Origin of the sequence: Psychrobacter sp., from assembly GCF_049295055.1 — a bacterium.
Classification (GTDB): Bacteria; Pseudomonadota; Gammaproteobacteria; order Pseudomonadales; family Moraxellaceae; genus Psychrobacter.
Map to the genome: position 1 here is coordinate 18,347 of NZ_JBAQQF010000049.1, position 22,880 is coordinate 41,226.

General features: G+C 43.9%; 18 protein-coding genes. 6 read left to right on the plus strand and 12 right to left on the minus strand.

Annotated features, from left to right (window positions below; all coding sequences use genetic code 11):
* Positions 1 to 222 precede the first annotated feature (222 nt).
* The gene (locus WAZ74_RS06765) at positions 223 to 1,443 is read left to right on the plus strand and encodes a MalY/PatB family protein (RefSeq protein ID WP_422307131.1); all 1,221 of its coding nucleotides are present in this window, start codon (positions 223 to 225) and stop codon (positions 1,441 to 1,443) included.
* A gap of 62 nt (positions 1,444 to 1,505) precedes the next feature.
* On the opposite strand, the gene WAZ74_RS06770 is transcribed toward WAZ74_RS06765, so the two are convergent.
* From WAZ74_RS06770 to WAZ74_RS06780, 3 genes are all read right to left on the minus strand, one after another.
* On the minus strand, positions 1,506 to 3,074 hold the full coding sequence (locus WAZ74_RS06770) for an FGGY-family carbohydrate kinase (RefSeq protein WP_422307133.1): 1,569 nt from the start codon (positions 3,072 to 3,074) through the stop codon (positions 1,506 to 1,508).
* Between the two features lie 164 nt (positions 3,075 to 3,238).
* A complete protein-coding gene (locus tag WAZ74_RS06775; RefSeq protein WP_422307135.1) occupies positions 3,239 to 4,909 on the minus strand; it encodes a glycerol-3-phosphate dehydrogenase/oxidase in 1,671 nt (556 codons plus the stop codon).
* 185 nt (positions 4,910 to 5,094) lie between these two features.
* Entirely contained in the window at positions 5,095 to 6,870 is a 1,776-nt protein-coding gene (locus tag WAZ74_RS06780) for an FAD-binding oxidoreductase (protein WP_422307137.1), read from the minus strand.
* A gap of 383 nt (positions 6,871 to 7,253) precedes the next feature.
* Here WAZ74_RS06780 and guaA point away from each other — a divergent pair, with 383 nt between their 5' ends.
* Together guaA and WAZ74_RS06790 are read left to right on the plus strand one after the other, a co-directional pair.
* Positions 7,254 to 8,852 (plus strand): glutamine-hydrolyzing GMP synthase, encoded by a 1,599-nt coding sequence (gene guaA, locus WAZ74_RS06785; RefSeq protein WP_422307139.1) that lies wholly within the window; start codon positions 7,254 to 7,256, stop codon positions 8,850 to 8,852.
* A 61-nt stretch (positions 8,853 to 8,913) separates the two neighbouring features.
* Positions 8,914 to 10,341 carry an ATP-binding protein gene (locus WAZ74_RS06790; protein WP_422307141.1) on the plus strand — a complete coding sequence of 476 codons (1,428 nt, stop codon included), beginning with the start codon at positions 8,914 to 8,916 and terminating at the stop codon, positions 10,339 to 10,341.
* Positions 10,342 to 10,451: 110 nt separating this feature from the next.
* Here WAZ74_RS06790 and WAZ74_RS06795 read toward each other — a convergent pair whose 3' ends face one another.
* The 7 genes from WAZ74_RS06795 to WAZ74_RS06825 form a co-directional block, all read right to left on the minus strand.
* Positions 10,452 to 11,456 (minus strand): oxidoreductase, encoded by a 1,005-nt coding sequence (locus WAZ74_RS06795; protein ID WP_422307143.1) that lies wholly within the window; start codon positions 11,454 to 11,456, stop codon positions 10,452 to 10,454.
* Between the two features lie 111 nt (positions 11,457 to 11,567).
* Positions 11,568 to 12,545: a zinc-binding dehydrogenase gene (locus tag WAZ74_RS06800; protein WP_422307145.1), complete on the minus strand. Its 978-nt coding sequence runs from the start codon at positions 12,543 to 12,545 to the stop codon at positions 11,568 to 11,570.
* A 148-nt stretch (positions 12,546 to 12,693) separates the two neighbouring features.
* Complete coding sequence (locus WAZ74_RS06805) at positions 12,694 to 13,329, minus strand: GDYXXLXY domain-containing protein (RefSeq protein WP_422307147.1); 636 nt, start codon at positions 13,327 to 13,329, stop codon at positions 12,694 to 12,696.
* Positions 13,326 to 14,471: a DUF4401 domain-containing protein gene (locus tag WAZ74_RS06810; RefSeq protein WP_422307149.1), complete on the minus strand. Its 1,146-nt coding sequence runs from the start codon at positions 14,469 to 14,471 to the stop codon at positions 13,326 to 13,328. The genes WAZ74_RS06805 and WAZ74_RS06810 overlap by 4 nt, the downstream gene beginning before the upstream one ends.
* A complete protein-coding gene (locus tag WAZ74_RS06815; protein WP_422307151.1) occupies positions 14,464 to 15,531 on the minus strand; it encodes a DUF2157 domain-containing protein in 1,068 nt (355 codons plus the stop codon). Before WAZ74_RS06815 ends, WAZ74_RS06810 begins: the two co-directional genes overlap by 8 nt.
* A gap of 93 nt (positions 15,532 to 15,624) precedes the next feature.
* A complete protein-coding gene (locus tag WAZ74_RS06820) occupies positions 15,625 to 16,179 on the minus strand; it encodes a DinB family protein (RefSeq protein ID WP_422307153.1) in 555 nt (184 codons plus the stop codon).
* 36 nt (positions 16,180 to 16,215) lie between these two features.
* A complete protein-coding gene (locus WAZ74_RS06825) occupies positions 16,216 to 16,470 on the minus strand; it encodes a DUF2798 domain-containing protein (RefSeq protein WP_422307155.1) in 255 nt (84 codons plus the stop codon).
* Between the two features lie 231 nt (positions 16,471 to 16,701).
* Between WAZ74_RS06825 and WAZ74_RS06830 the strand changes: the two genes are divergently transcribed.
* Entirely contained in the window at positions 16,702 to 17,436 is a 735-nt protein-coding gene (locus WAZ74_RS06830; RefSeq protein ID WP_422307157.1) for an aspartate/glutamate racemase family protein, read from the plus strand.
* 39 nt (positions 17,437 to 17,475) lie between these two features.
* Here WAZ74_RS06830 and WAZ74_RS06835 read toward each other — a convergent pair whose 3' ends face one another.
* Positions 17,476 to 19,056, minus strand: a complete 1,581-nt coding sequence (locus tag WAZ74_RS06835; RefSeq protein ID WP_422307160.1) for an MATE family efflux transporter — start codon at positions 19,054 to 19,056, stop codon at positions 17,476 to 17,478.
* Positions 19,057 to 19,442: 386 nt separating this feature from the next.
* On the opposite strand from WAZ74_RS06835, the gene WAZ74_RS06840 reads away from it, so the two are divergent.
* Positions 19,443 to 20,393, plus strand: coding sequence for an alpha/beta fold hydrolase (locus WAZ74_RS06840; protein WP_422307162.1), 951 nt, complete (start codon positions 19,443 to 19,445; stop codon positions 20,391 to 20,393).
* Between the two features lie 14 nt (positions 20,394 to 20,407).
* On the plus strand, positions 20,408 to 21,478 hold the full coding sequence (gene nadR / locus WAZ74_RS06845) for a multifunctional transcriptional regulator/nicotinamide-nucleotide adenylyltransferase/ribosylnicotinamide kinase NadR (protein ID WP_422307164.1): 1,071 nt from the start codon (positions 20,408 to 20,410) through the stop codon (positions 21,476 to 21,478).
* An 81-nt stretch (positions 21,479 to 21,559) separates the two neighbouring features.
* Here the strand turns inward: nadR and WAZ74_RS06850 are convergent, their stop codons facing one another.
* Complete coding sequence (locus tag WAZ74_RS06850; RefSeq protein WP_422307166.1) at positions 21,560 to 22,618, minus strand: NAD(P)H-dependent flavin oxidoreductase; 1,059 nt, start codon at positions 22,616 to 22,618, stop codon at positions 21,560 to 21,562.
* Positions 22,619 to 22,880 lie beyond the last annotated feature (262 nt).

Genomic DNA, 22,880 nt, shown 5'->3' on the forward strand with positions numbered 1-22,880 from the left:
GTTTTGGGGCAGTATCGTGACCAAACAGGAATGACCCAAACCGTAGCCTCGCCACGCCTAGATAAGTAGATAATAGCGGATGGCAGGATTGGCTACTCACACACTCAACTCTAATCAAACCGTTAAATTTCCTTTCTATTATTTCACAGCATCAATCTTCTAGCGTTACTCTCATCGCGCATCTATGCAAACGCCATAAAGCGATTGGCGATGACTCTATGCATGTTGTACCCTAAACTATTATTTTTTCTGATTCTGGAGAATACCGTGTTGTACAACTTTGATGAGATAATCGACAGACGTCATACTGGGTCGCTTAAATGGCATTATAGCGATGATACCATTGCGCTTTGGGTGGCGGATATGGATTTTAGAGCGGCACAGCCGATTCTAGATACGATTGAACGAGTGTTGCAGCATGGCGTATTGGGCTACACCAAACCCACTGAGGCTTTATATCAAGCGATTATTAACTGGCATGGCAGTCGTTATGGGTTAGCACTGGATAAACAACATATCTTGTTTTCCCATGGCGTGATACCAAGTTTGGCGCTGATGCTGAGAGTATTTACTGAGGTAGGCGAGGCAGTGCTGGTCAATGATCCCATCTATACACCTTTTATGATTAAGGTTCGGGATAATGGTCGACGGCTTATCCTCTCGCCATTAACAGAAGTGGATGGACGCTATCAGCTAGATTTGGCTGATATCGAAGCTAAGATAGTCGAACATGAGGTTAAGCTTTATTTGTTGTGTAATCCGCATAATCCGGGTGGACGGGTGTGGACAGCAGATGAGCTTGAGGCCTTGCTTATGATTTGTAAAAAGCACGATGTAGCGATTGTAAGCGATGAGATTCATCAAGATTTAACTTTGAGTGGTCATGAGTTTATTCCTTTTTTACAGTTAGCAAAAGGCTATGAGCACAAGGTAGTGAGCATCACCTCAATGACCAAAACCTTCAATGTGGCGGGCATTAAAGGGGCGATGATCTTTGCTAAAGATGAGGCATTGGTTAAAAAAATGAGCCAACAGCAGCGCTTAAGTGACGAGCATGATTTGAATTTATTTGCTTATGAGGTAATGGCTAGCGCTTATGAGCAAGGCGGTGAGTGGTTGGCGCAGGCGTTAACGTATATCGAAGCAAATATCGAATGGGTCTGTGATTTCTTAGAAAAACACCTGCCCAATATTAAAGTCATGCGCCCAGAAGCCTCATATTTGATATGGCTTGATTGCTCAGCGTATGCCGGGGAGGATCAAATGCTTTATGACAAATTAAGAGCCACTAAAGTTGAGCTAAGTGCGGGTATTCAATACGGTGATGAAGGGCATCTTAAAATGCGCCTTAACGTGGCTTGCCCTAGAGCGCTGCTGATTGAAGGGTTAAATCGTATGTATACAGCCCTAAATAGCAATACCTTAAACAGTAAAGACATTTAAACAGTAATGAAAGCCACAATGCCTAACCAGCATTAAGGCTAGTCTGCCGCAGACATTTACTGTTATTTAGCTGGATAACCCGTGATGTCTTGTATGCTATGATACAAAGGCTGCAAGCGCTCATACATTTTGAGATAGACCTCATTATATAAGCGTTTGTATAGCTGAACATTGGCATCAATGGGCAAGAATTCATCGCCCAAATGGGTCATGGCTTTAGTCGCTGCTAAATGGTCGGGATAAATGCCGAGACCCACCGCACAGTTAATGGCAGCGCCTAATCCTGTTGCCTCAAAGGTGTGCGGACGGTAAGCGGGCATGCCAAAGATATCTGCTGTGAGCTGCATGGCCGAGTCACTTTGTGAGCCGCCACCAGAGACGCGCAAGTGTTTGATGGGTTTGCCAGTGCGCTTCTCAATTTTATCAAAGCCAAGCTTGAGCTCGTAGGCGAGCCCTTCTAAGATAGCGCGGTAAACGTGCGCCCGCGTGTGCACATCGCCAAAGCCAATGAATGCGCCTTTGCCTTCAAGACCAGGATGACGCACGCCGGGCGACCAATACGGCTGCATCATCAGTCCCATACAGCCTGCCGGAATATCTTTGACTGCCTTGTCGAGGAGCTTTTCGGTATCGATGCCCTGAGTCTTTGCCAGCTGCTGCTCATATTGAGCAAACTGCTCTTTGAACCAACTGACCATCCAAAATCCACGATATATCATATACTCATGATTGTAGTAGTTCGGCGCGGCGGCCGTATAGGAGGGCATATGCTTGAGTATCTCGACGTAATTGCCCGACGTGGTATTGATGGTGGCAGTGGTACCAAAGCTTAAGCAAGCCGTGTCGGCTGCGAGACCCGCTGATCCTAATGCTTCACAAGCCTTATCGCTGGCAGCCGCTATCATTGGCGTGCCTTCCAGAATACCTGTGGCTGCTGCCGCTTTTGCGCTAATGTTGCCGAGCTGCTGCCCCGGTGGCATGAGTGTGGGCATCTGCTCTAGTCGGCAACTAAACAATCGCCACTTGATATTATTGGGCTTAAACCACGCTTGCGCCTTGTAGTCATAAGGCAAATAGCCTAGCGCATGACCAGTGGAATCGACCAATTGATCGGTGAGCTGATAAGTTAGGTACGCTGACAAATTCACATAATGTGCCGTCTTTGCCCAAATCTCTGGCTCATGATGAGCAAGCCAGTTGCAACGTGCTTTTTGTTGGGCTTCTTCTACGAGCTCGCCCATGCCGATAACTTTGGTCAAGGGGCTAAGGAAGCCGATATCATTGGGCTCCCCTTGTCGAAAATCCATCCAAACAATGGCGGGGCGTAGCGGCTGTTTATCTTTATCCAAACATATCATGGTATAGCGCTGGGTGGCGAGACTGACGCCCGCAATTTGTGCTGGCGTAATGTCGCAGGTTTGCCACAACTGCTGGCAGGCCTCGCTTAACTTTTGCCAATAATAGTCGGCATGCTGCTCAGCAAAGCTGGCTTGCGTTGAAAAATAAGGCTCGATAGGCACGCGGGCTTTGGCAATCTCTGTGCCAAATTGGTCAAAGATAAGCGCTCTAACGCTTTGAGTGCCATTGTCGATCGCTAAGAAATAAATAGGGGTATCAAAATTGTTGGTCATAGTCATCCTTAACTATGTGGGAATAGATATATAGCTCACTAAAAATTCTATGATTATAGCGTGCTACTGGTATAAGTATTCCTTGCTTGCTGTGCCTACGCAGACAGAGGCTGCGGAAAACTTATACCAGTAGCACTTGTCTATTAATATCATATAAAAAAGTGTTAGGCCGCAGGCAGATGATAGTAGCGTTGCCATAAATCGGTATAGCGATCAACTTCTTGCTGCCACTTTTGCTCGTCCCAACCCAGCTCTTGCTGACATACTTTCTTAAGCCTATCGCTAACGGACGGCGTCATCGCCCCATGCGGCAGTATCAAACCCAAGCGCGTGCGCCGTAGTAATAAATCGTCCAAATGAATGACTTGCTCATGACAGGCAGCAAAGCGGACTTCTGCCCAGATGGTATTGCTGTCTGCTATGTAAGCCAAGTCATCTTTGTGCGCCAGTTCAAGCAAAGTGTCGAGCTGTCGGCCATAAAACCCTTGTAAGCGCTGTTGTAGGGGTTTTGGTAAAGTAGCAAACTTGGGGTTAGTTGGGATTTGCTGGCTAAAGACTTTATCTGAAATCTTATCGTTATTAATTTTCCTATCTTCAATCGCCGCAGGATCGAGTGCCAGTACTTTTTGGCAAGTTTTTAATACATCAAGGGCGATAAGGCGAAAGGTCGTGAGCTTGCCACCACTAACGGTCACTAAGTTATTATCCAGCCAGACGCTATGGTCGCGCTTTTCTTTACTGGGGCTGACGCGCTTACCATCGCCGCCTTCTGAAATCAGCGGACGCACGCCTGCCCACGTGCTGATAACATCCTCTCGGTTGAGATTAGCATCATCAAATAGATCGTTAGTCGCAGTTAATAAATAATCTACCTCTTCGCTGGTAATCCCAACTTCATTATCGTCCAATGGCGGATGATCCAAATCGGTTGTTCCTAGGACTGAGCGGTTCTCCCAAGGAAATACAAAGACGGCTCTTTTATCGACAGGGTGCAAAAAGGTATAGGCTTGCTTAATAGGTAGGCGCTGCTGGCTGACTACTAAATGACTGCCCCGCGATGGACGAATTTGCTTATGAAAGGTTTGCTCAGTCTGATTGGTGGCTTGCATGCGTAGCGTGTCTGCCCAAGCGCCAGTAGCACTGACTACCACTTTTGCGTGAACATTATAAGTATTATTGCTATCTTCAGCAGAAGTATCTTTTAGAGTCGCACCCACCACCAAGTCTTGCTCATTAGTAATTAACGAATCAGCTTTAAGGTAATTAATCACGTGCGCGCCGTCGTTAATCGCCTCATCAAGCACTCGCATCACTAGGCGTGAATCATCGGTCACTGCATCGCTAAATTGACTGGCACCCAAAAATTTATCTTGCTTGATACCCGGATTAAGACTTAAAAAAGTGTCTTTTTTAAAATACTTAAAATAACGCTTACCCGCTAGCTTATCGTATACCCTAAGTAGGGTATTAAATATCCATGGCGGTGGAAACTTGCCTTTATAATGCGGCATGACGAAGTGCATCTCGTTGACTAAGCCACCGGCCTCGCCCAGCATGCGTTCGCGCTCACGGACGCTGAGCAAAGTCGTCTTATAATCGCCTGATGCAATGTAGCGTAGCCCGCCATGTACCATTTTGCTAGAGCGGCTGGAGGTGCCCCAAGCAAAGTCTTTTTGCTCAATTAATAAGACCGCTAAGCCACGCCTTGCTGCTTCTCGAGCAATCCCAGCGCCAGTAATACCGCCACCGATGATCAGTATATCCCATGGTTCTACTTGAGACGAGCGGCGAGATAAAGGCGTTAATGCTTGCTGGCGTTGGTTATTCTGGTTCATAAATCATTCTTCTTAAATTACGTAATCTATTTAACGAACATAAATAGTTAAGCCACTTTAAAATAAGTACGGTGTAGTGCTACTGGTATTAATTTTGCGCAGGCTCGAAGCTGCGAAGGCACAGCACGCAAGTAAAATTATATTAGTAGCACGGGATAGACGATCTATCTCTTATTTTGGAATTTTTAATCTTCAATCAAAGCGCCCGGATTCATACGTTGTTCGGGATCTAAGCTTTTGAGCATATCTTTGGTCACCTGAATGCCAAGCTCGCCCTTTTCGGCCGCAAGGTAAGGGGCGTGATCACGACCAACACCATGTTGATGCGATATCGTAGCTTTACCGTTAGTGACGCTTAAACTGGCAGCATGTTTGATTTTTTGCCAGCGGGCGAGCGTACTGGCGTGGTCTTTGCTCGCTCTAAAAAAGTAGGTGGTATAAAGACTCGCGCCTTGCTTATAGACATGCGAGATATGAGTGAACGCCATCACTGCTTCGCCTTCATCTACCAGAGAGCTTCTAACTGCTTTTTGCATTTGCTGCATTTGCCCGTCGATATTATTCCAGTTAGTCGCGGTCTCAAAGGTGTCGACCATAATGCCTTTTTCCCACAAGGTACCGCGTAGATAAGGGAATTTAAAGCGCCCATGCGCCCATATTTTACCCATCAGATCTGCCAGCTTGCCACTGACGCCACCATGCTGCTGTAATAGCTGTTGGAACTGATTAAGAGCCAGTTTATTCTGTGCTTTATCGCCCGTTACTCCATAAGTGAGCATGACTTTCTTCGAGTCTAGTCCGCGTGCTTTTAGATACGTGCTAATGGCCAAAAACTGACTGGGACTGGTGCCCAAATGCAGATGAGCATTGGTCTCGACGGCATTACTCAGACGTAGCATAGAGAGGCGGATATCTTTTTGCACCGCTTGTCTTAGCACCGCTTTACCCGCTTCCCAGTTGGGCAAAAATACCACTTTGAATAGCTCTTGTTCAGGCTGAGGCTGCACACGCATTTTGACTTCGGTAAAAATACCGGCACGACCTTCAGTGCCCATCATCATCTCACGTAGGTCAGGACCTGCTGATGACGCTGGAATATCAGCGATATTCAGCACCCCTTGCGGCGTAACCAAAGTCCCACCAGCAAACATTTGCTCGATACGCCCATAACCTAAAGACTGCTGACCACTAGAGCGAGCAGCAATCCAGCCGCCAAGTGTCGATAGCTCCCAAGACTGTGGATAATGTCCCAAGCAGTAGCCGTGCTCGTCCAGCTGTGCCTCAACGGCTGGCCCCTGCGAACCTGCGCCAAAGGTGGCAATTTGGCTTTCAGTGTCTAAGTCAATGAGCTGATCCATCTTACCCATCGCTATGGTCAATACCGGACGCGCATCCTTTGGTGGGTTGATATGACCGACCACTGACGTGCCGCCACCATAAGGGATAACGATAAGGTCGTGTTCGCGTGCCAGTTTTAATAAGGTTTCGACATCAGCGGTAGATTGCGGATGCGCCACCCCATCAGGGAATACCTCGAAGTCGCCGCCATGCATGGCTATCCAGTCAGGAAAGCTTTGCCCACGGGCATGTCTGAGTCTATCTTCTTGATCAATAGAGACCATATCGAGGCTAATGATGGCAGCGGGCAAGCGTGATTTTGGTACTTTCTTTAGCACCTTTTGTAGGCTAACAGAGGATAGTTTTTTGGTTTTGCCGATGTGTGATTTAATCAATTTAGCACCGTGTAATGATACTTTTTTATTGATATTCACATTGCCCCAGCCATTCCAGCGGGTCTGTTCTATGGGTGTATTGACTGACGTGTTGGCGGCTGTATTGACGGGCGTATTACTTTTTACAGCGCTATCTATACCGGCACTGATAGTATTCTTAATAGTAGATATCACCGCAGTAGGGACAGGATTAGTAGATTTACGAATAAGAGATTTAATTTTGCTCATAGAGGACATACCTGTCGATTTATTATAATTAAGAGTTCGGATAATGTTGGGTCAACCAGACTGCTAATTATTAGCTAAGAGTCATCATAAAATATATATGATATTAGGGTCTTACGCTAAATAGGCAGTCTTTAAAATAAGATATTTATAATTCGAGCATAGCACAATATAAATAAAATTTTTATATAGACTCGTCATTTGTATAATAAAAATTTATAGATTTTACTCGATAGCGACATTATTGGCGTTCGTTCAACAGTATTATCCTTATCACTGCGTAATAACTCGCAAAAATCATGAATAATTAACTATCTAATAGCCATTAATAGGCTCAAACTTGTTAAAATAGGCCACCAATTTTATTTATTGATGGACATCTATTTATGACCGCTGCCACTCCTGCAATACCTGTTATAAAAGCAGACCGTATCTTAATTCTCGATTTTGGCTCGCAGTACAGCCAGCTGATCGCCCGCCGGGTACGCGATTCTGGCGTATTCTGTGAGATGTTCCCGTTTGATATCGATACCCAGCGCATCATCGATTTCGGTGCAAAAGGTATTATCCTATCGGGTGGCCCTGAGAGCGTGCATGCAGAAAACAGCCCACGTATTAACGACGCGGTATTTGAGCTTGGCGTACCAGTATTAGGTATTTGCTATGGTATGCAAGCGATGGCAGAGCGCTTCGGTGGACAAGTTCACGCCAGTGATATCCATGAGTTTGGCGCATCGACTATCAATATTGATGGCAAGTCTGAGCTGATAGATGGTATTGAAGACGCAGCCGGTAAGCTCAACGTTTGGATGAGTCATGGCGATAAAGTAATCGATGCCCCACAAGGCTTTGATATTGTTGCCAGTACGCCAAGCTGCCCGATTGCGATTATGGCTGATGAGTCGCGCCATTATTATGGTCTTCAGTTTCACCCTGAAGTCACTCATACCGCGCAAGGTTCTGCGTTACTTGGACGTTTTGTCCATGATATTTGCGGCTGCGCCGGTAGCTGGACGCCTGACAACATCATCGATATGCGTATCGAACAACTGAAAAAGCAAATCGGTGATAAGCAAGTATTGCTCGGTTTATCAGGTGGCGTTGATAGTTCAGTTGTCGCAGCATTATTACATAAAGCTATCGGCGATCAGCTGACTTGTGTGTTTGTTGATACGGGTTTGCTTCGTCTGCACGAAGGCGACCAAGTGATGCAAGTATTTGCAGAAAACATGGGCGTAAAAGTCATTCGCGTCGATGCCGAAGAGTTATTTTTAACCGCCCTAGCTGGCGAATCTGATCCTGAAGCCAAACGTAAAATCATTGGTAAAACCTTTATTGACGTATTTGCTAATAGTGCGCGCGAAATCAGCGAGCAAAGCGATGGTAAAGTCATCGAATTCTTAGCACAAGGTACTATTTATCCAGACGTCATTGAGTCTGCTAAGTCGCATCAAGGTAAAGCGCACGTTATTAAGAGCCATCATAATGTTGGCGGTTTGCCAGATGATTTGGCGTTTGAATTGGTTGAGCCGTTACGTGATCTGTTTAAAGATGAAGTCCGTAAACTGGGTCTTACCCTTGGATTACCAGCGAAGATGATTAACCGTCATCCGTTCCCAGGACCGGGTTTGGGCGTACGTATTTTGGGCGAAGTGACTAAAGAGTTTGCTGATATCTTACGTGCTGCTGATGCTATCTTTATGAAAGAGTTAGAAAAATCAGGCTGGTATGAGAAGACTGCGCAAGCGTTTGCGGTATTCCAACCGATCAAATCGGTCGGCGTGGTTGGTGATGGCCGCCGCTATGCGTGGGTGATTGCGCTACGTGCCGTTGAAACTGTAGACTTTATGACGGCGCGCTTTGCACATCTACCGTATGACTTGATTGAGACCGTATCGAATCGTATTATGAATGAGATTGCTGAGGTGTCACGGGTGACTTATGATGTGTCGAGCAAGCCACCGGCTACGATTGAGTGGGAATAGAAGGTTTAAATAATATTCTAATAATACGGTACCGTGATTTTGTTAATTAAAAAGGTTAGCTATGGAAAATCAAACAGTTGAGTACAAGTCCGATATTCCTAGTAAAACCAATCTTTTTAAAGCAGAAATTGTTGCTTTTCTTAATACAAATGACGGTACTATTTTTCTTGGTGTTGACGACGATGGGCTTTTTCTGCCAGAAAAAATGGAAGAATTTAAGAAATGGGAATCACTAATTAGTGATTGGATCCACAATGCCTTTAGTGTACCAGCGCAAAGATTTATTATCCTTGAAATATCAGCTCAGAAATTTGCTATTCATATCAAAAAGGGTTATAAACCGCCTTATTATTATAAGGATGGCGAGGGTTTTAATAGTAAAGGTATATACATACGGAATGGTAGTAGCAAGCGACGTGCGACTGATGATGAGGTTAGGCGAATGGTAAAAGCTCAAGTTGCTAATGAGTTCGAAATTGAGCCATCTAGTATTCAGAAAAGCTTAACCTTCCATTATCTTCAAGATAAGTTATTGGATAACAACATAGTGTTTGATCCTAAAGGATTAAGACTTCAAAATATTGATAATCAATATAATAATGGAGCGTTACTATTAAGTGAACAAAACTCTCAGGTTACTAAAATTGCAGTAATTGACGGACTAGATATGTCAGTAGACTTTTTAGCGAAGAAAACATTCAGTGGATCTTTAATTAAACAAATTGATATGACACTTGAATATATTTCTCTGCTAAATGATACAAAAGTATCTTTTACTGGTGCGGCTGCGCGTGTAGAGCATGAAGGCTATCCATCTAAAGCTATTAGAGAAGCAGTTATAAATGCTTATGCCCATCGCGATTATTCATTATCAGCCGATATAAAGGTTGAAGTTTATGATGATAGAATGGAAATATTTTCTGCAGGTGGTTTACCTGACGGCTTAAGTGTTGTAGATATTAAAGAAGGTATAAGTGCTCAAAGAAACCCTAATATTGTACATGTTCTAGATAAAATCAACTATATTGAAAATTTTGCAACAGGTATTAGGCGAATTTTAGCAAGCTATAAGGATTTTGATAAAGAGCCGAAATTCATAGTTACACCTAATCAGTTTAAAGTCGTGTTATATAACAAACACTATGCTTTAGCTGCCGATGACAAACAAGGTTGGGCTAATAATAATTTAAAGAAAAATTTAAGTGAAGCTGAGCAGCTTGAATTAGGTTTTACTCTTCAGGATAATATATTAGAGAACAATGAAGTTGTTGCTGATGTTAAGCAATATATTGATGCTAATGATGAAAAAATCATTAAAATTCTTACATTAAGTGGTGATAAATCGCGTCAAGAGCTTCAGAACTCTTTGCAAGAAAGTAAGACAAAGATTTATCAAAGATTAACAAAGTTAATTGATCTAAAACTTATTAGCAAACGTGGTCAAAATCGTTCGACAGTTTATTATATAGACGCAAATGAACGCAAATGAACGCAAATGAACGCAAATGAACGCAAATTTTATCTATAAAATCTTAAAAAATGGCAGCACCCCAAAAGAAGCACTGCCATCATCTAAAATTCAACTGCTAAACCAAAAAACTAACCCCGAACATTCACCACATAACGACCCACTGTTTTACTCGCGATAAAGCGGTCCAAATATTCGGGTGTCTGCTCTAAGGTAATTTCTTCGCCATAACTCTCTAAATTAGGCAGCTTCATATCGGTTGCGACGCGCTCCCAGATAGCCTCTTTATCAGCCAGTGGAGTATATACCGAATCGATGCCCAATAAAGAAACCGCTCTAGTGATAAAAGGCATGACCGTCATCGAAAATTCAGCGCCGCCCGCTAAACCACAGCTAGTAACCGCGCCGCCAGCTTTGGTTTGTTTGAGTAAGTTTGCCAAATAGTCGCCGCCTATGGTATCGATGGCATTTGCCCATAATTCACGACCGACAGGCTTGTTACCGATATCATTGATAGTATCGCGATGACGTACTTCGCTCGCGCCCAATTCTTTTAGATGATCGCTTTGCTCAGGCTTACCTGAGAACGCAATAACTTCGTAGCCCAGTTGCTTTAAGATGGCAATGCTGATACTACCGACGCCACCCGTTGCGCCAGTGACTGCTACTGGCCCATCACTTGGTTTTGCACCCATTTTTTCTAACTTTTGAACACTTAAGGCTGCCGTTAAGCCGCCAGTACCATAGATCATCGCTTCTTTTAACGTTAATGAAGACGGGCAGGGTAGCGCCCAATCGGCTGGTATAGAGATCATTTGACTCAAGCCACCATCGGTATCCATACCCAAATCATAACCGAAGACCACGACCTCTTGACCTGCTTTAAAAGTGCCAGACTTATCACTGATGACGACGCCTGCTGCGTCGATACCAGGCGTGTGTGGATAGTTTTTAGTAATTCTTTTATTACCCGCTGCTGACATGGCATCTTTGAAGTTTAATGATGAATAATGCACTTCAATTAAAAGGTCATTTTCGGGTAAATCGCTGACGTTACGCGTTTGAATACTTTTATTGAATTTACCGTCGCTAGTTTCTTCGACGATCAAGGCTTTAAAGGTTTTATTATTAGACATAATTATAGTCCTCATTAGATTTATTTTTGTGTGGTTATTAACCGTTTACTCGTCTCATTAAAATAAAAAAGCCCATGAAACCATGAGCTTTTTTTATTCGATTTTGATAAATTAAGGCTTCAACAGGACTTTACCTTTTTTACCTGATTGTACGTCTCCGGCGACCGCTTTAGTAATATCAGCGAGATCAAAAGTCGCTTCAACAGGCAGTTGTAACTTACCGCTCACCGCTCTATCAATCAGTTCTGCAACTAAGCGCTGCTTGTTTTCTACGCTCATTTCTTGGCTGAGCTTACTGCCCCAAAAGCCTTTTAACGTCGCTTGTTTAAAGATTATATCCGTAGGATTAAGCATCATTGGCTTGCCTGACATCGCACCAAATACGGCAAATACTCCGTCATGACCGAGTAGCGATAATAAATCGCCACTGGCTTCTCCGCCCACCGAATCAACGGCAGCGCTGATTTTGTCATCCCCAATAATTAGCTTTACTTGCTCTTTCCAGTTATCGTCTGACGTATTGATATTGTTTTTGATATCCAGCGCTTTTAGTTCATCTATCGAATCGGCACTGCGTACTAGATTGATGGTCTTGACACCGCGCGCCGCTGCTAGCATCGCAAGCGACTTACCGACTGCACCATTCGCCGCATTATGAATAATCCATTGACCGCTTTTCATCTCTAAAAACTCAATCAACATCAACGCGCTGAGCGGCATCGCAACTAATTGCGCCGCCATTTCATCGTCTAGGCTATCGGGTACGGGAAATACCATATCTTTTGAAGCAACGAAATATTCTGCCCACGTTGCTTGGACGCTAGCGGCTGCAACACGCTGACCGACTTTTAGGTCTGTGACGTCATCACCTACCGCATCGATAATACCAACGGCCTCAGAACCAGCAATAGCGGGCATTTCAGGCTTAAAGCCATATTGTCCGCGAATAGTGAGCAAGTCGTGGTTATGGATAGAGGCTAAGATAGTTTTGACTCGGACTTCGTTGGCTTTAGGTTCTGGAGTAGGGCGGTCGCCTAAGCTAAGTACTTCAGCAGGTTTACCAAAATGGTCATAAGTTGCGCTACGCATGATATCTTCCTTTATTTTATTGTTTAAGTCGTGAACAACAGTAACAAGGCGCGTGTATCTATCACAATATCAATTTAGTTAATGAACGTTATTGCTTGTTCACAGTCTTGCAGATAATGATAAATGTGATACATACAGTCTTAAACGTTTAATTTGATACTTTATCCTCTAGGCTACTTTTACCTACAATCACCTCAAACGTTCCATTAACCATATCCGTGAGTAATGGCTCGCCTTTTTTATTCACGCGGAATAAACCATATTCAGCTGCTTCAAATGCTTCGGCATGACCTTCTTGAAAGAAGAAGGCATTGGTCGCCAGCTTCATTGAGCCATTACGAACACGATAGTGAATGGCCATCTCGTTAGCGGCTAAAGTATCAGGCTGATTACTTTTAGCTAAACGCACGAACTGTCCAACGTTGTTTTTATCTAAGGCTACAATAGCATAGCCGTCATTGGACATATTGCGAGCGTTGCGCGAATCGTCATTTGCACGTTTATCTAATAGCGCAAATACTTCATTTTCCAGTGCGTAGCTAAGCGTCATATAATCACCTTGCATAAAGCCGCGCGGATCAACAGGGGCAAGCGCTAATAACACGGTATCGCCAGTTGCAAGATGGGTTTCGTATTTGACGACATTAATGGTCATTACCACCAATATCAGCAGTAATCCAAGTAGAGCAATGACGATGCAAACGACCCGTTTCTGTAACCAATAAAACGGCTGCTTTTCAGTCAGTTGCTTTTGAAGCAAGGATTTATCATTGATATTATTCATGACAGACGCTCCTTATTATCGGCAGCATTCATCCGCTGTTTATCATTAACAAAGTAGCGACTTATTAACAGCCATCGCGTGAGCAGCATAACGATGCCAATGATTAGCATGGAGCCAGACTTTACTAGTAATGACGTATCAAGCTGATAGTAATACCAAAAAATATAGCTGACCAAGGCAAAAATGCCGAGACCCAATAACACCCGCTGACTATTGGCCATTGCGATGACGATGATCAGGATGGTTGCAAGTAATCCTGAGACGTAGACTGACATGACACCAAGTACTACGATGGCGCAGATGATAAGTACGCCAGATTTTGATAATAGATTAATACTGTAGCGCTTAAGGATAAGATAAGCAGCGTATAGACTGGCAAAGGTCAGTAGCCCTTGTGCTAGATAGTAGTTATAAATAAAGTGGTCGCCATAATTATCAAAGCTGCCCCCATATTCAGCCGCGATAAAATAGACCGAAACGCCTAGTAATACGATGGCGTTAGCGTAAGCGATAGCGCTGAGAACGTCGGCAAAACTGACTCGCCATTTAACAGGCACACGCTGTAGTAGCTCGTAGCGCTGCAGATTAGTTGCTATAGCGATCAACGCTAATAATCCTAAACTAACCTCAGATACTCGATAAAAACTGAGCAAATAAACCAGACAGCACAAGGTTATCAGGGCACTTAACAGTCGATAAACACGGTTAGGCATGACAAGGGTCATAAAACCTTGCAGCATTAAGAACAACCAAACGTCCACAGGTTGATATAAATCACCATTTAATAAAGCAAAGGCGACATAGGCTTGACCCGCAACGCTAACCGCAAACGCCAAACTGCTCATAAAGGCATTGTCACGTAAGCGCTCATTTCTAAACAGCGTAAAGCCAGTAGCGCTTAGCACGAGACCTATCAGCAGTAGACCAACAGAGCTATCAAAGACACGGGTCTCAAACAATAATAATGTCAGAAATCCAACGAAAAACAAACTGGCAAAGAGTCCGCTAAATCCAAAGAGTGCTTGTAAGAACCAAGGGTTATCTTGTTGAGAGCTATCACTTGTTGTCTCTAATAACGCATTAGCATCAATTAATCCACGTTGCTGTAATTTATAAAAGATATCAGACATTTTATTATTCATGACTATCTCCCCCTACAACCGTATGCGGGACATTGTTCTCATTATTTAACCGTGCGATTTTACGTAGCCAAACGACCGCTGCTGAACTCATGCCAATTAATAACAAGGCTAATACTAAGAAACTGCCAGCGTCAAAATTACCTAGCAATAGCCGTCCTGCCCAAAACATAACTACGGCAATGACAGAGCCGCACAGATAAGTCAGCATTAATAAGTTGATGCTAGATCGATAAAAACGCCATAACATAAATGCACACCAACTTGCCCATAGCACTAATGTGATCGACAGCGATAAAATATCGATACTGTCAAAAATAGTTATGATAGCAAGATGAGTGATAAAGTAAGTACTGAGCAAACCGACGACATAAGTACTCCAATGCAAATCGACTTTGGTATAGGAGACTGATTCGGGTATGCTTGTTTGAGAGCTGCGCTTATTCTCAATAAAGAATAGCCACAAATTTAGTGCTACAAAATTAACAGCAGCAAGAATGCCTATTTGTAAGATACCTTGATAAAGGTAATTAGCAAATGCAAAGTCTGCAACGTTAAAATATAAAATGAGACTGGCGTTAACCAGTCCAAGCCACAGTAGCCACAGCGCAGGGAAGCGAGCGATTAATACCCACGGCGTAATCAGTATTGCCCAGCCAAAAAATAGCTGCCACGTATCAGCGCCCGTTTGATAGACCTGCCCGAATAGCGCCAGTAAGCTACCAGTAATGACGCTGGCAATTAACAATAGCAGTTGGCGAACAAGCTGGAATCGCTGTCTAAAAGAGAGCGCAACGTAAAGCGCGATGCTAATAACCAAAGCGCCTTCGACCAAAGCGAACTTACCCATCTTGCCCATATTTATCCAGTTATAGGCGATAAAGAAAACAAGGGACAATACCAGTGCGACTGCGCCGATAACCAGCAGCGCTTTATCAAAAAAAGCGAGCCATGTTTGCTTGGTAGGGTAGACTTCTAGATGAGTGGCTGCCACATCAGCATGAGATAGCGGCAGCGCACCTTGCTTGAGCAATTGCTCGATAGTACGCCGTGGTTGGGTCATAGCGTCCTCTTATTAAAAACAGTTTGAAGACTATCTTAGCTGTTTTTTGAGGTGAGAGCATACTAATGTTTAATTTAATAAACAGCCATTAAATTAAATATCAGCAATCAGCATTAATAAGTCGGTCTCACCGATATCAATATCTATTTGATTGAGTAATGTTGTTACTTGCCCACGATGGTGGGTTTGATGATTAAAGAGATGTTGCAGCAGCATAGCGAAAGGCTTATTAAAAACGTCACCTTTAGTATTGGTATAAGTGAGGGTTGTTGAATAATCACTCTCAACAGTTTCATCTATAAATTGAATGATTATTTGATCTAAGGCTTGGCGATTACGTGTGAAATTTTCTTTAGTTCTATACAGGGTTTGAGTAAGTGCCGTCGGTAATGGAAAACTTGCTAAAGAATCCAGTGCTTTGAAGCGGTTAGCTTCTATGTTATGGGAGTGATTAGGGTGATTATTAAAACGCCTTAACCAAATTAGGTCGCCTACCATGAGATGATTAAGCGTTCCTAATATTGACCCAAAAAACGCCTTATTATCTTGCCACAAAACATCTTCAGCAAGGCTCGCTATAGCGTCACATATTTTTTGATTCATGACCGCATTATAATTTGCCATCAGCGCAAAATGAGGTTTCATCATTATGTTTCGACCCTCAACCCTTCATCTACTATTATCTTAGTAAAACTCAATGCGGCTAAGCACGTGCTCTTGTACAAAGTAGGCGCAGATATAAGCGCTCGGCCACGCAAAGAGAAACGCCAACCCCCACGAATGCACTAACGTCATAAAAAACCCATCGTGAATGCCTGCTTTTACAATAATAAGTGCCGCTGAGATAATGAGTGACATCATCATCGCCATTAGGCCGGTAAAAATAAGCCGATAATATTTGCGGCGAGTGCGTATTCTAAGGGTAGGGAATTTTGCCATAATGTTATGTTGTCCTGCATGATGAGAGCCACGCTTAAATACTAAAATAAACGTGATTTTTTGAGATAAGAGAAGATGAAGTTAAGCGTTGTGAATGCTTGGCGGTGACTATGATATCGTGTGCTGATGGCTAGGTAAAATAGTTATTATCAATCATTAAGTGCAAGTTTTTATATTACGGTCACTTTAGTGCTTCACTTTTATCATTAAAACACTCATTAAGGATAAAGAATGTCTACTGAACAACGAACCGCGAATCAAAGAACACTTCAACAAAGAACGTTAGGCATTATTGGTGGCATGAGTTGGGAGAGCACTCAAAGCTATTATCGGTTGATCAATGAAGGTATCAAGGCTGAGCTTGGCAACTTGCATTCAGCGGATTTGCTGATTCATAGCGTGGATTTTGCCCCAATCGGTGTATTGCAAGCGCAAGGCGCGTGGGATGAGTTGGGCGTAATGATGGCGAGTAGCGGTAAGCGCTTACGAGCGGCTGGAGCGCAAGGTTTATTAATTGCGACCAATACTATGCATAAAGTAGTGGATGAGGTACAAGCTGCGACCAATTTGCCACTGATACATATCGCGGATGCGACAGCCAAGGCGATTAAGGTACAAGGTCTCACTAAAGTTGCCTTACTTGGCACGCAATTTACAATGACTGAGGACTTTTATAAGCAGCGTTTGATTGATGCGGGCTTGCAAGTACTGATACCAGACAGCGATGCACGCGCCGAAGTCCATCGTATTATTTATGATGAGCTGTGCCAAGGACAGTTGCTTGCCAGCTCACGGCAGTATTATAGCCAAGTTATTAAGGATTTGGCTGAGCAAGGAGCAGAGGGCGTGATACTAGGCTGTACTGAGATTGGATTGCTTATTAGCCAAGCAGACAGCCCAATCCCAGTATTTGATACCACTGCTATTCATGCAGCCGCAGCGGTAGATTTTTTACTCAGTCATTGATTTTAAAACAGTTGAGTTTAAACCAATTGAACTTACCATCTATAAACCACGCGATGAGCGTTTATTCTTTCTGATGATACGGTGTCTATGCAGTCTTCTATGCAGTCGTCGGTGCAATCTTGTGATACGGCGTAAAGGTGACAGTTTCCACACAGTCGTTGGTAAAATGTCCCGAAACGACGCACTGGTGCCGGTATGCGCGCGAAACTCTTCAGACCTTTGAGCAGCCTCTTCTGCAGGCATATTTTTACCCTTACGCCATCCACCGTACAGATATAATCCTGCCCCCATCACGGCAGTTGCTACCATGCCTGCTGGAAACGACAGCCAAAGCGCATCTTCTCCAAGTAATGGATAAAGCCCAAAAGCAAAGCCAAGACGCACTGGGTACATCGAGATCACCATGACGATCAATGGCCAAATCACATAGCCGTTTGCACGCATGGTGCCAAATAGTACCTGCGCTATCCCAAAAAAGACAAAGCCCCATGTCGCCATTAGCTGAATATGACGCCCGATCGGAACGGCTTCACTGTCACTGCCGAGGAAAAAGCCTAAAATAGTCTTATCAAAAACGGTTAGCAGTAGGATAATAATGCCAGTCAATACCAGATTAAAGATAAGCCCCCAGCGTGTGATACCTACAATCCTGTGCCATTGGTTGGCACCGATATTTTGTGCAACCATCGCACTGGCCGCCGCACTTAGCGCCATTGCAGGCATTTGTACGTATGTCCAAAGCTGCTGGGTCGCGCTATAAGCGGCTGTCGTCTGTACACCCTCGCGGTTAATCAGCGACAGCATCGTCAACGCTGCCGAAGAGATGACAATCATCTGCAGACCCATCGGCAAGCCTTTTGAGAACATCGACTTTAGGATTTCTCGGTCTGCGCGCAGAAAGCGTAGCTCCGGCAGCTTAAGGGTCAGCACCGAGCCACGCAGATACATGGTGACGACCATGCCAATAAGCGCTAGCGTGTTTGCAACGGCGGTTGCGAAGGCCGAGCCAAATATCCCCCACTCGGGAAAGGGTCCTAGACCCAAAATCAGCGTCGGGGTCAAAATCAGATCAATAACGACCGATATAATGATAAACCAAAGCGGCGTCGTCGAATCGCCCGTCCCGCGCAGTGCCATCATGATCAGCGTAAACGCTAATGTGACAGGCATCGCAACAAAAATCATCCGCAGATAGGTCAGGGCAAGATCTACCGCACTTGGCGGCGTGCCAAGCAGATCAAGTAGCGTCGGCGCAAATATCCATCCTCCTGCTGATACCACTATACTTATCGGAATAATGCTACCGAGCGCCGTTCCCATAGTTTTCTTAACCATAGCGTCGTCACGGCGACCCATTGCCTGACCAATCAAAATAGTAGATGCCATACCGAAACCAAAAACGAAGGAGATCAGTATAAACATTAAGATATTACCGTTCGCCGTGGCTGCCAACGCTTCTTCACCTAGAGTTCGGCCCACCCAGACGGCATTGATCGAGCCGTTTAACGACTGTAGGGCTGATGATCCAAGTGTTGGCAATGCAAACAGCAGCATCGTTTTGGCAATCGACCCTTCGGTCAGGTCACGCCGTTTATCGCTGGAGGTAGCTGTTTTACTCAATGTTTATCCTTTTGCGCTATTTAAGTTGGCTTTAGTTGGTTCTTTTTGTTTGATGGTAAAAAAGCGTCCTACGAAAGATACCAGATGGTTAACTTAAGATGAATCAAATAATTGATGGAATAAAGGGACTTATTATAAAGGAGAATGCTTGTGCCCTCTTTATTAGAACGGTAATCAGATCAGCGGTAACGAACCCTTCGCAATCATTAGTAACTCATCCACATCAAATGCAACACCTTATTCCGCTGATAGTGACAGATACTCTACAACGTCATTTTTTCCAGCATTGGCTCACATCTTGGCAGTCATGGTTTAAGCTTGAAATGCGCTTGTACTAGGATTATGATTTTTAATTTATTTTGCCAGACATTAATAAGGATGTTTCGATGCTATTAAAACGCTTAGGTCTTGCCGCGCTGTTCAGTCTTTCAGTGGTCGGCTGTACCACCGCGCCCAATACCCTTGCTATAAATACCACCCAAAAGTTAGTTCAGTATGAGCGCAATAAGTCTGATTTAGCCGTAAAAGCGCTGACATTGAGTTCTGGTGACAAAATGGTCTATGCCGAAAATGATAATGTAACGGGTGAGCCGTTACTATTGATTCATGGCTTCGGCGGTAATAAAGACAACTTCACGCGCATTGCTAATCAATTAGAAGGCTATCATCTGATTATCCCTGATCTGCTTGGTTTTGGTGAGTCTAGTAAACCTATGACTGCGGATTATCGTGCTGATGCCCAAGCAACACGCCTACACGAGTTACTGCAAGCTAAGGGTTTGACCTCCAATATTCATGTCGGTGGCAATTCGATGGGCGGCGCTATCAGTGTGGCTTATGCGGCAAAGTACCCCAAAGACGTTAAAAGTTTATGGCTGGTCGATAGTGCAGGCTTTTGGTCAGCAGGTGTTCCTAAATCATTAGAAGGCGCGACTTTAGAGAATAATCCGCTGCTTATCAATAACAAGGAAGACTTCTACAAAATGTATGATTTCGTCATGTACAAGCCGCCTTATATTCCTAAGTCAGTAAAAGCGGTTTTTGCGCAAGAGAGAATCAATAATAAAGAATTAGATGCCAAAATTCTGGAGCAAATCGTCACAGATAGTGTCGAGGAGCGTGCCAAGATTATCGCCAAATACAATATTCCGACGTTAGTGGTTTGGGGAGATAAGGATCAGGTCATAAAACCTGAAACGACTAAGCTGATAAAAGAAATTATTCCGCAAGCGCAAGTTATCATCATGCCAGAAGTTGGGCATGTGCCGATGGTAGAGGCGGTAAAGGATACCGCGAATGATTACAAGGCGTTTCGTGACGGGCTAGAGGTGGAGTAATAGCGGGAGATACTATGGGTAACGCAGCGACCAGTAATGAAACGACCAGTAATGAAACGCTAAGCAATGCCACAATAGAAATGTTCGGTGGCAAGTTCCTAGTAGTTCATCAAGGTCATGTGAGCGCGATGCAAAAAGCAGCGGCTATGGTCGATAGGCTCTACGTTATCGTAACTTATAATGTAGAGCTTGAGCAAAATAGTTATTTTAATCATAGCGTTATTACGCCGATATCTATCGAACAACGATTGCGTTGGTGGCATCAAATCATTAAAGACATGAATAACGTAAGCGTGCATGCGGTAGAGGAAACCAATATCAACAATGAGCCAGACTGGGAGTCTTGTGCGGATAGAATCAAAGCAGTTGTGGCAAAACCAATCGATGTTGTGTTTAGCTCTGAGCCCAGTTATGAGCATTACTTTAGCCGTTTATATCCTAGTACCAAACATATCGTCATTGACCCCAATCGCCAAGCGTACCCGATATCACCCACTCGAATACGAAATGAGGGCGCTATAAAGTATTGGCAGCAATTACCCGACGTTGTAAAACCCTACTTTGCCAAAAGCGTGGTGATAGTCGGTACAGAAAGTACGGGTAAATCAACTTTAGTAAGTAAACTTGCTGAATATTATGAGACTTGTTTGGTAGCAGAAGCAGGGCGTCATTTTTATGAAGCCATTGGCGCAGAAATTGTGCTTTATGAGGATTTCGCTGCTATTGCTTATGAGCAAAAATATCAAGAGCGGCAAGCTAGAAAAGTAGCCAATAAAGTATTCTTTATAGATACCGAAGCCATTACCACGCAGTATTTTTCTATGGCTTATTTACAGGCAAGACAAGCGGTGTTAGATGAAATTGCCAAACTACAAAACTACGATCTTTGGTTATTCTTAGAGCCTGACGTCGAATGGGTAGCTGATGGTCTGAGATCATTTGGTAAGGTGGAAGTACGTGAGAAAAATAATCGACTATTAAAAGGCTTGTTAGCTGAGTTTGGTATCAATTATCATGTCATCAGTGGTGATTATGATAAACGATACCATAAGGCAATAAGTTTGGTTGATACGTTGCTGTATTAGTTTTGCCGATAGTTGGGCATGTGCCGATAATAAAGGCGGTAAATGAGACGGCAAATGATTATAAAACTTTTGGAACCACCCTTAAGGAGTAGCAGACGATAGCTCTTTTACCAAGCGCTCTAACAGCTCAAGCGTGCGCTCTTGTCTGACCAAGGCCACTCCTTGTCCTGCCCATAAAGACTCATGTTCTGGATCAAGGTTCTTTGTCGCATAGCCACGCAATTTTTTGGTCATCGCATTTAATTGTGGGTAGGGCGGTAGCTCATGTGCGCTTTCAAATTGAGCAAAGTCACGCAGATAATCATTTAATAAACCGCGTGCCTGCTTACCTGAAAACAGCCGAGTTAAGCGCGTCTCGCTACTGCGTTTATCTTGACTGGCATCGAGTAGTGCTTGTTTATAAATGTCGTTAATACCGCACTTATCGGTGGTCAAAAACGCCGTGCCAATTTGCGCTAGCTCAGCACCAGCGGTTTGAATTGCTTTGATGGCTTGCCCCTTCATAATGCCACCCGCAGCGATTAAAGGAACATCGGTACAGGCACGAGTCTGGCTAATCAATGTCAATAATCCCAATGGATCACTTGCGCTTTGTGACAACCAACCACCACGATGTCCGCCTGCTTCTGACCCTTGTACACATACCGCATCTGCACCAATCTCCGCCCATGCTTTCGCTTCCAATGGATGATTGGCAGTACCGATGACGCGCGTACCTAAATCTTGTAAACGTTGCACTTGCTCAGCGCTGATAATGCCAAAGGTAAAACTAGCGACAGGAACAGGATTGTCATAGAGCACTTGTAGCTGCTCTGCAAAGCTGAGCGCGGGGCGTTCAGGTAGCACAAATTCGATATTATTTTCTTGATAGTAATTACTTAGCCAAGCGGGAACTGCATTGTCAAAAGTAGTAGAGTCATGCTCAGACAACACCATTAGATTGATCATAAAAGGACGATCAGTCAGCGTTTTAAGAGTATTGATTTCCTCATTTAAAACATCTGGTGCCGTCGTACCTCCTCCCAATGATCCTAATCCACCAAAGTTACTCACTGTCGCCGCCAGCTCAGGTGTGGTTGCTCCTGCCATCGGTGCTTGCACGATAGGGTAGGTTAAATCAAAGGTATTAAGTAAGATCATGACGGGTGTCCTTTTTGTTTTATACTAAACCCAAAAATACGATTAGCGGTGTCAAACTTGCTTAGTCTACCAAATGTAGTATTTGCACTCGTTTTCCTCGCTACTCTGATTTTTAGGAATGGTGTTATTAGAGAGTTTATATGACTTACTTTAACAGAACATGGTAAAAAATATGTTGGATAGTATTTATTTAGTTGCTGAATATGGGGATGGGTTTTGACTACGAAGTTGTAGTTAAATCATGCATCAAAATCTGTAATTA

Bases quoted from the DNA above. Each gene is read 5' to 3' on its own strand.
- WAZ74_RS06830 (WP_422307157.1), top strand. From the start codon at position 16,702: ATGTCTACTGAACAACGAACCGCGAATCAAAGAACACTTCAACAAAGA.
- WAZ74_RS06780 (WP_422307137.1), bottom strand. From the start codon at position 6,870: ATGAGCAAAATTAAATCTCTTATTCGTAAATCTACTAATCCTGTCCCT.
- WAZ74_RS06770 (WP_422307133.1), bottom strand. From the start codon at position 3,074: ATGACCAACAATTTTGATACCCCTATTTATTTCTTAGCGATCGACAAT.
- WAZ74_RS06815 (WP_422307151.1), bottom strand. From the start codon at position 15,531: ATGACCCAACCACGGCGTACTATCGAGCAATTGCTCAAGCAAGGTGCG.
- WAZ74_RS06795 (WP_422307143.1), bottom strand. From the start codon at position 11,456: ATGTCTAATAATAAAACCTTTAAAGCCTTGATCGTCGAAGAAACTAGC.
- WAZ74_RS06765 (WP_422307131.1), top strand. From the start codon at position 223: ATGTTGTACCCTAAACTATTATTTTTTCTGATTCTGGAGAATACCGTG.
- WAZ74_RS06840 (WP_422307162.1), top strand. From the start codon at position 19,443: ATGCTATTAAAACGCTTAGGTCTTGCCGCGCTGTTCAGTCTTTCAGTG.
- guaA (WP_422307139.1), top strand. From the start codon at position 7,254: ATGACCGCTGCCACTCCTGCAATACCTGTTATAAAAGCAGACCGTATC.
- WAZ74_RS06850 (WP_422307166.1), bottom strand. From the start codon at position 22,618: ATGATCTTACTTAATACCTTTGATTTAACCTACCCTATCGTGCAAGCA.
- WAZ74_RS06775 (WP_422307135.1), bottom strand. From the start codon at position 4,909: ATGAACCAGAATAACCAACGCCAGCAAGCATTAACGCCTTTATCTCGC.
- WAZ74_RS06805 (WP_422307147.1), bottom strand. From the start codon at position 13,329: ATGAATAATATCAATGATAAATCCTTGCTTCAAAAGCAACTGACTGAA.
- WAZ74_RS06810 (WP_422307149.1), bottom strand. From the start codon at position 14,471: ATGAATAATAAAATGTCTGATATCTTTTATAAATTACAGCAACGTGGA.
- nadR (WP_422307164.1), top strand. From the start codon at position 20,408: ATGGGTAACGCAGCGACCAGTAATGAAACGACCAGTAATGAAACGCTA.
- WAZ74_RS06800 (WP_422307145.1), bottom strand. From the start codon at position 12,545: ATGCGTAGCGCAACTTATGACCATTTTGGTAAACCTGCTGAAGTACTT.
- WAZ74_RS06825 (WP_422307155.1), bottom strand. From the start codon at position 16,470: ATGGCAAAATTCCCTACCCTTAGAATACGCACTCGCCGCAAATATTAT.
- WAZ74_RS06820 (WP_422307153.1), bottom strand. From the start codon at position 16,179: ATGATGAAACCTCATTTTGCGCTGATGGCAAATTATAATGCGGTCATG.
- WAZ74_RS06790 (WP_422307141.1), top strand. From the start codon at position 8,914: ATGGAAAATCAAACAGTTGAGTACAAGTCCGATATTCCTAGTAAAACC.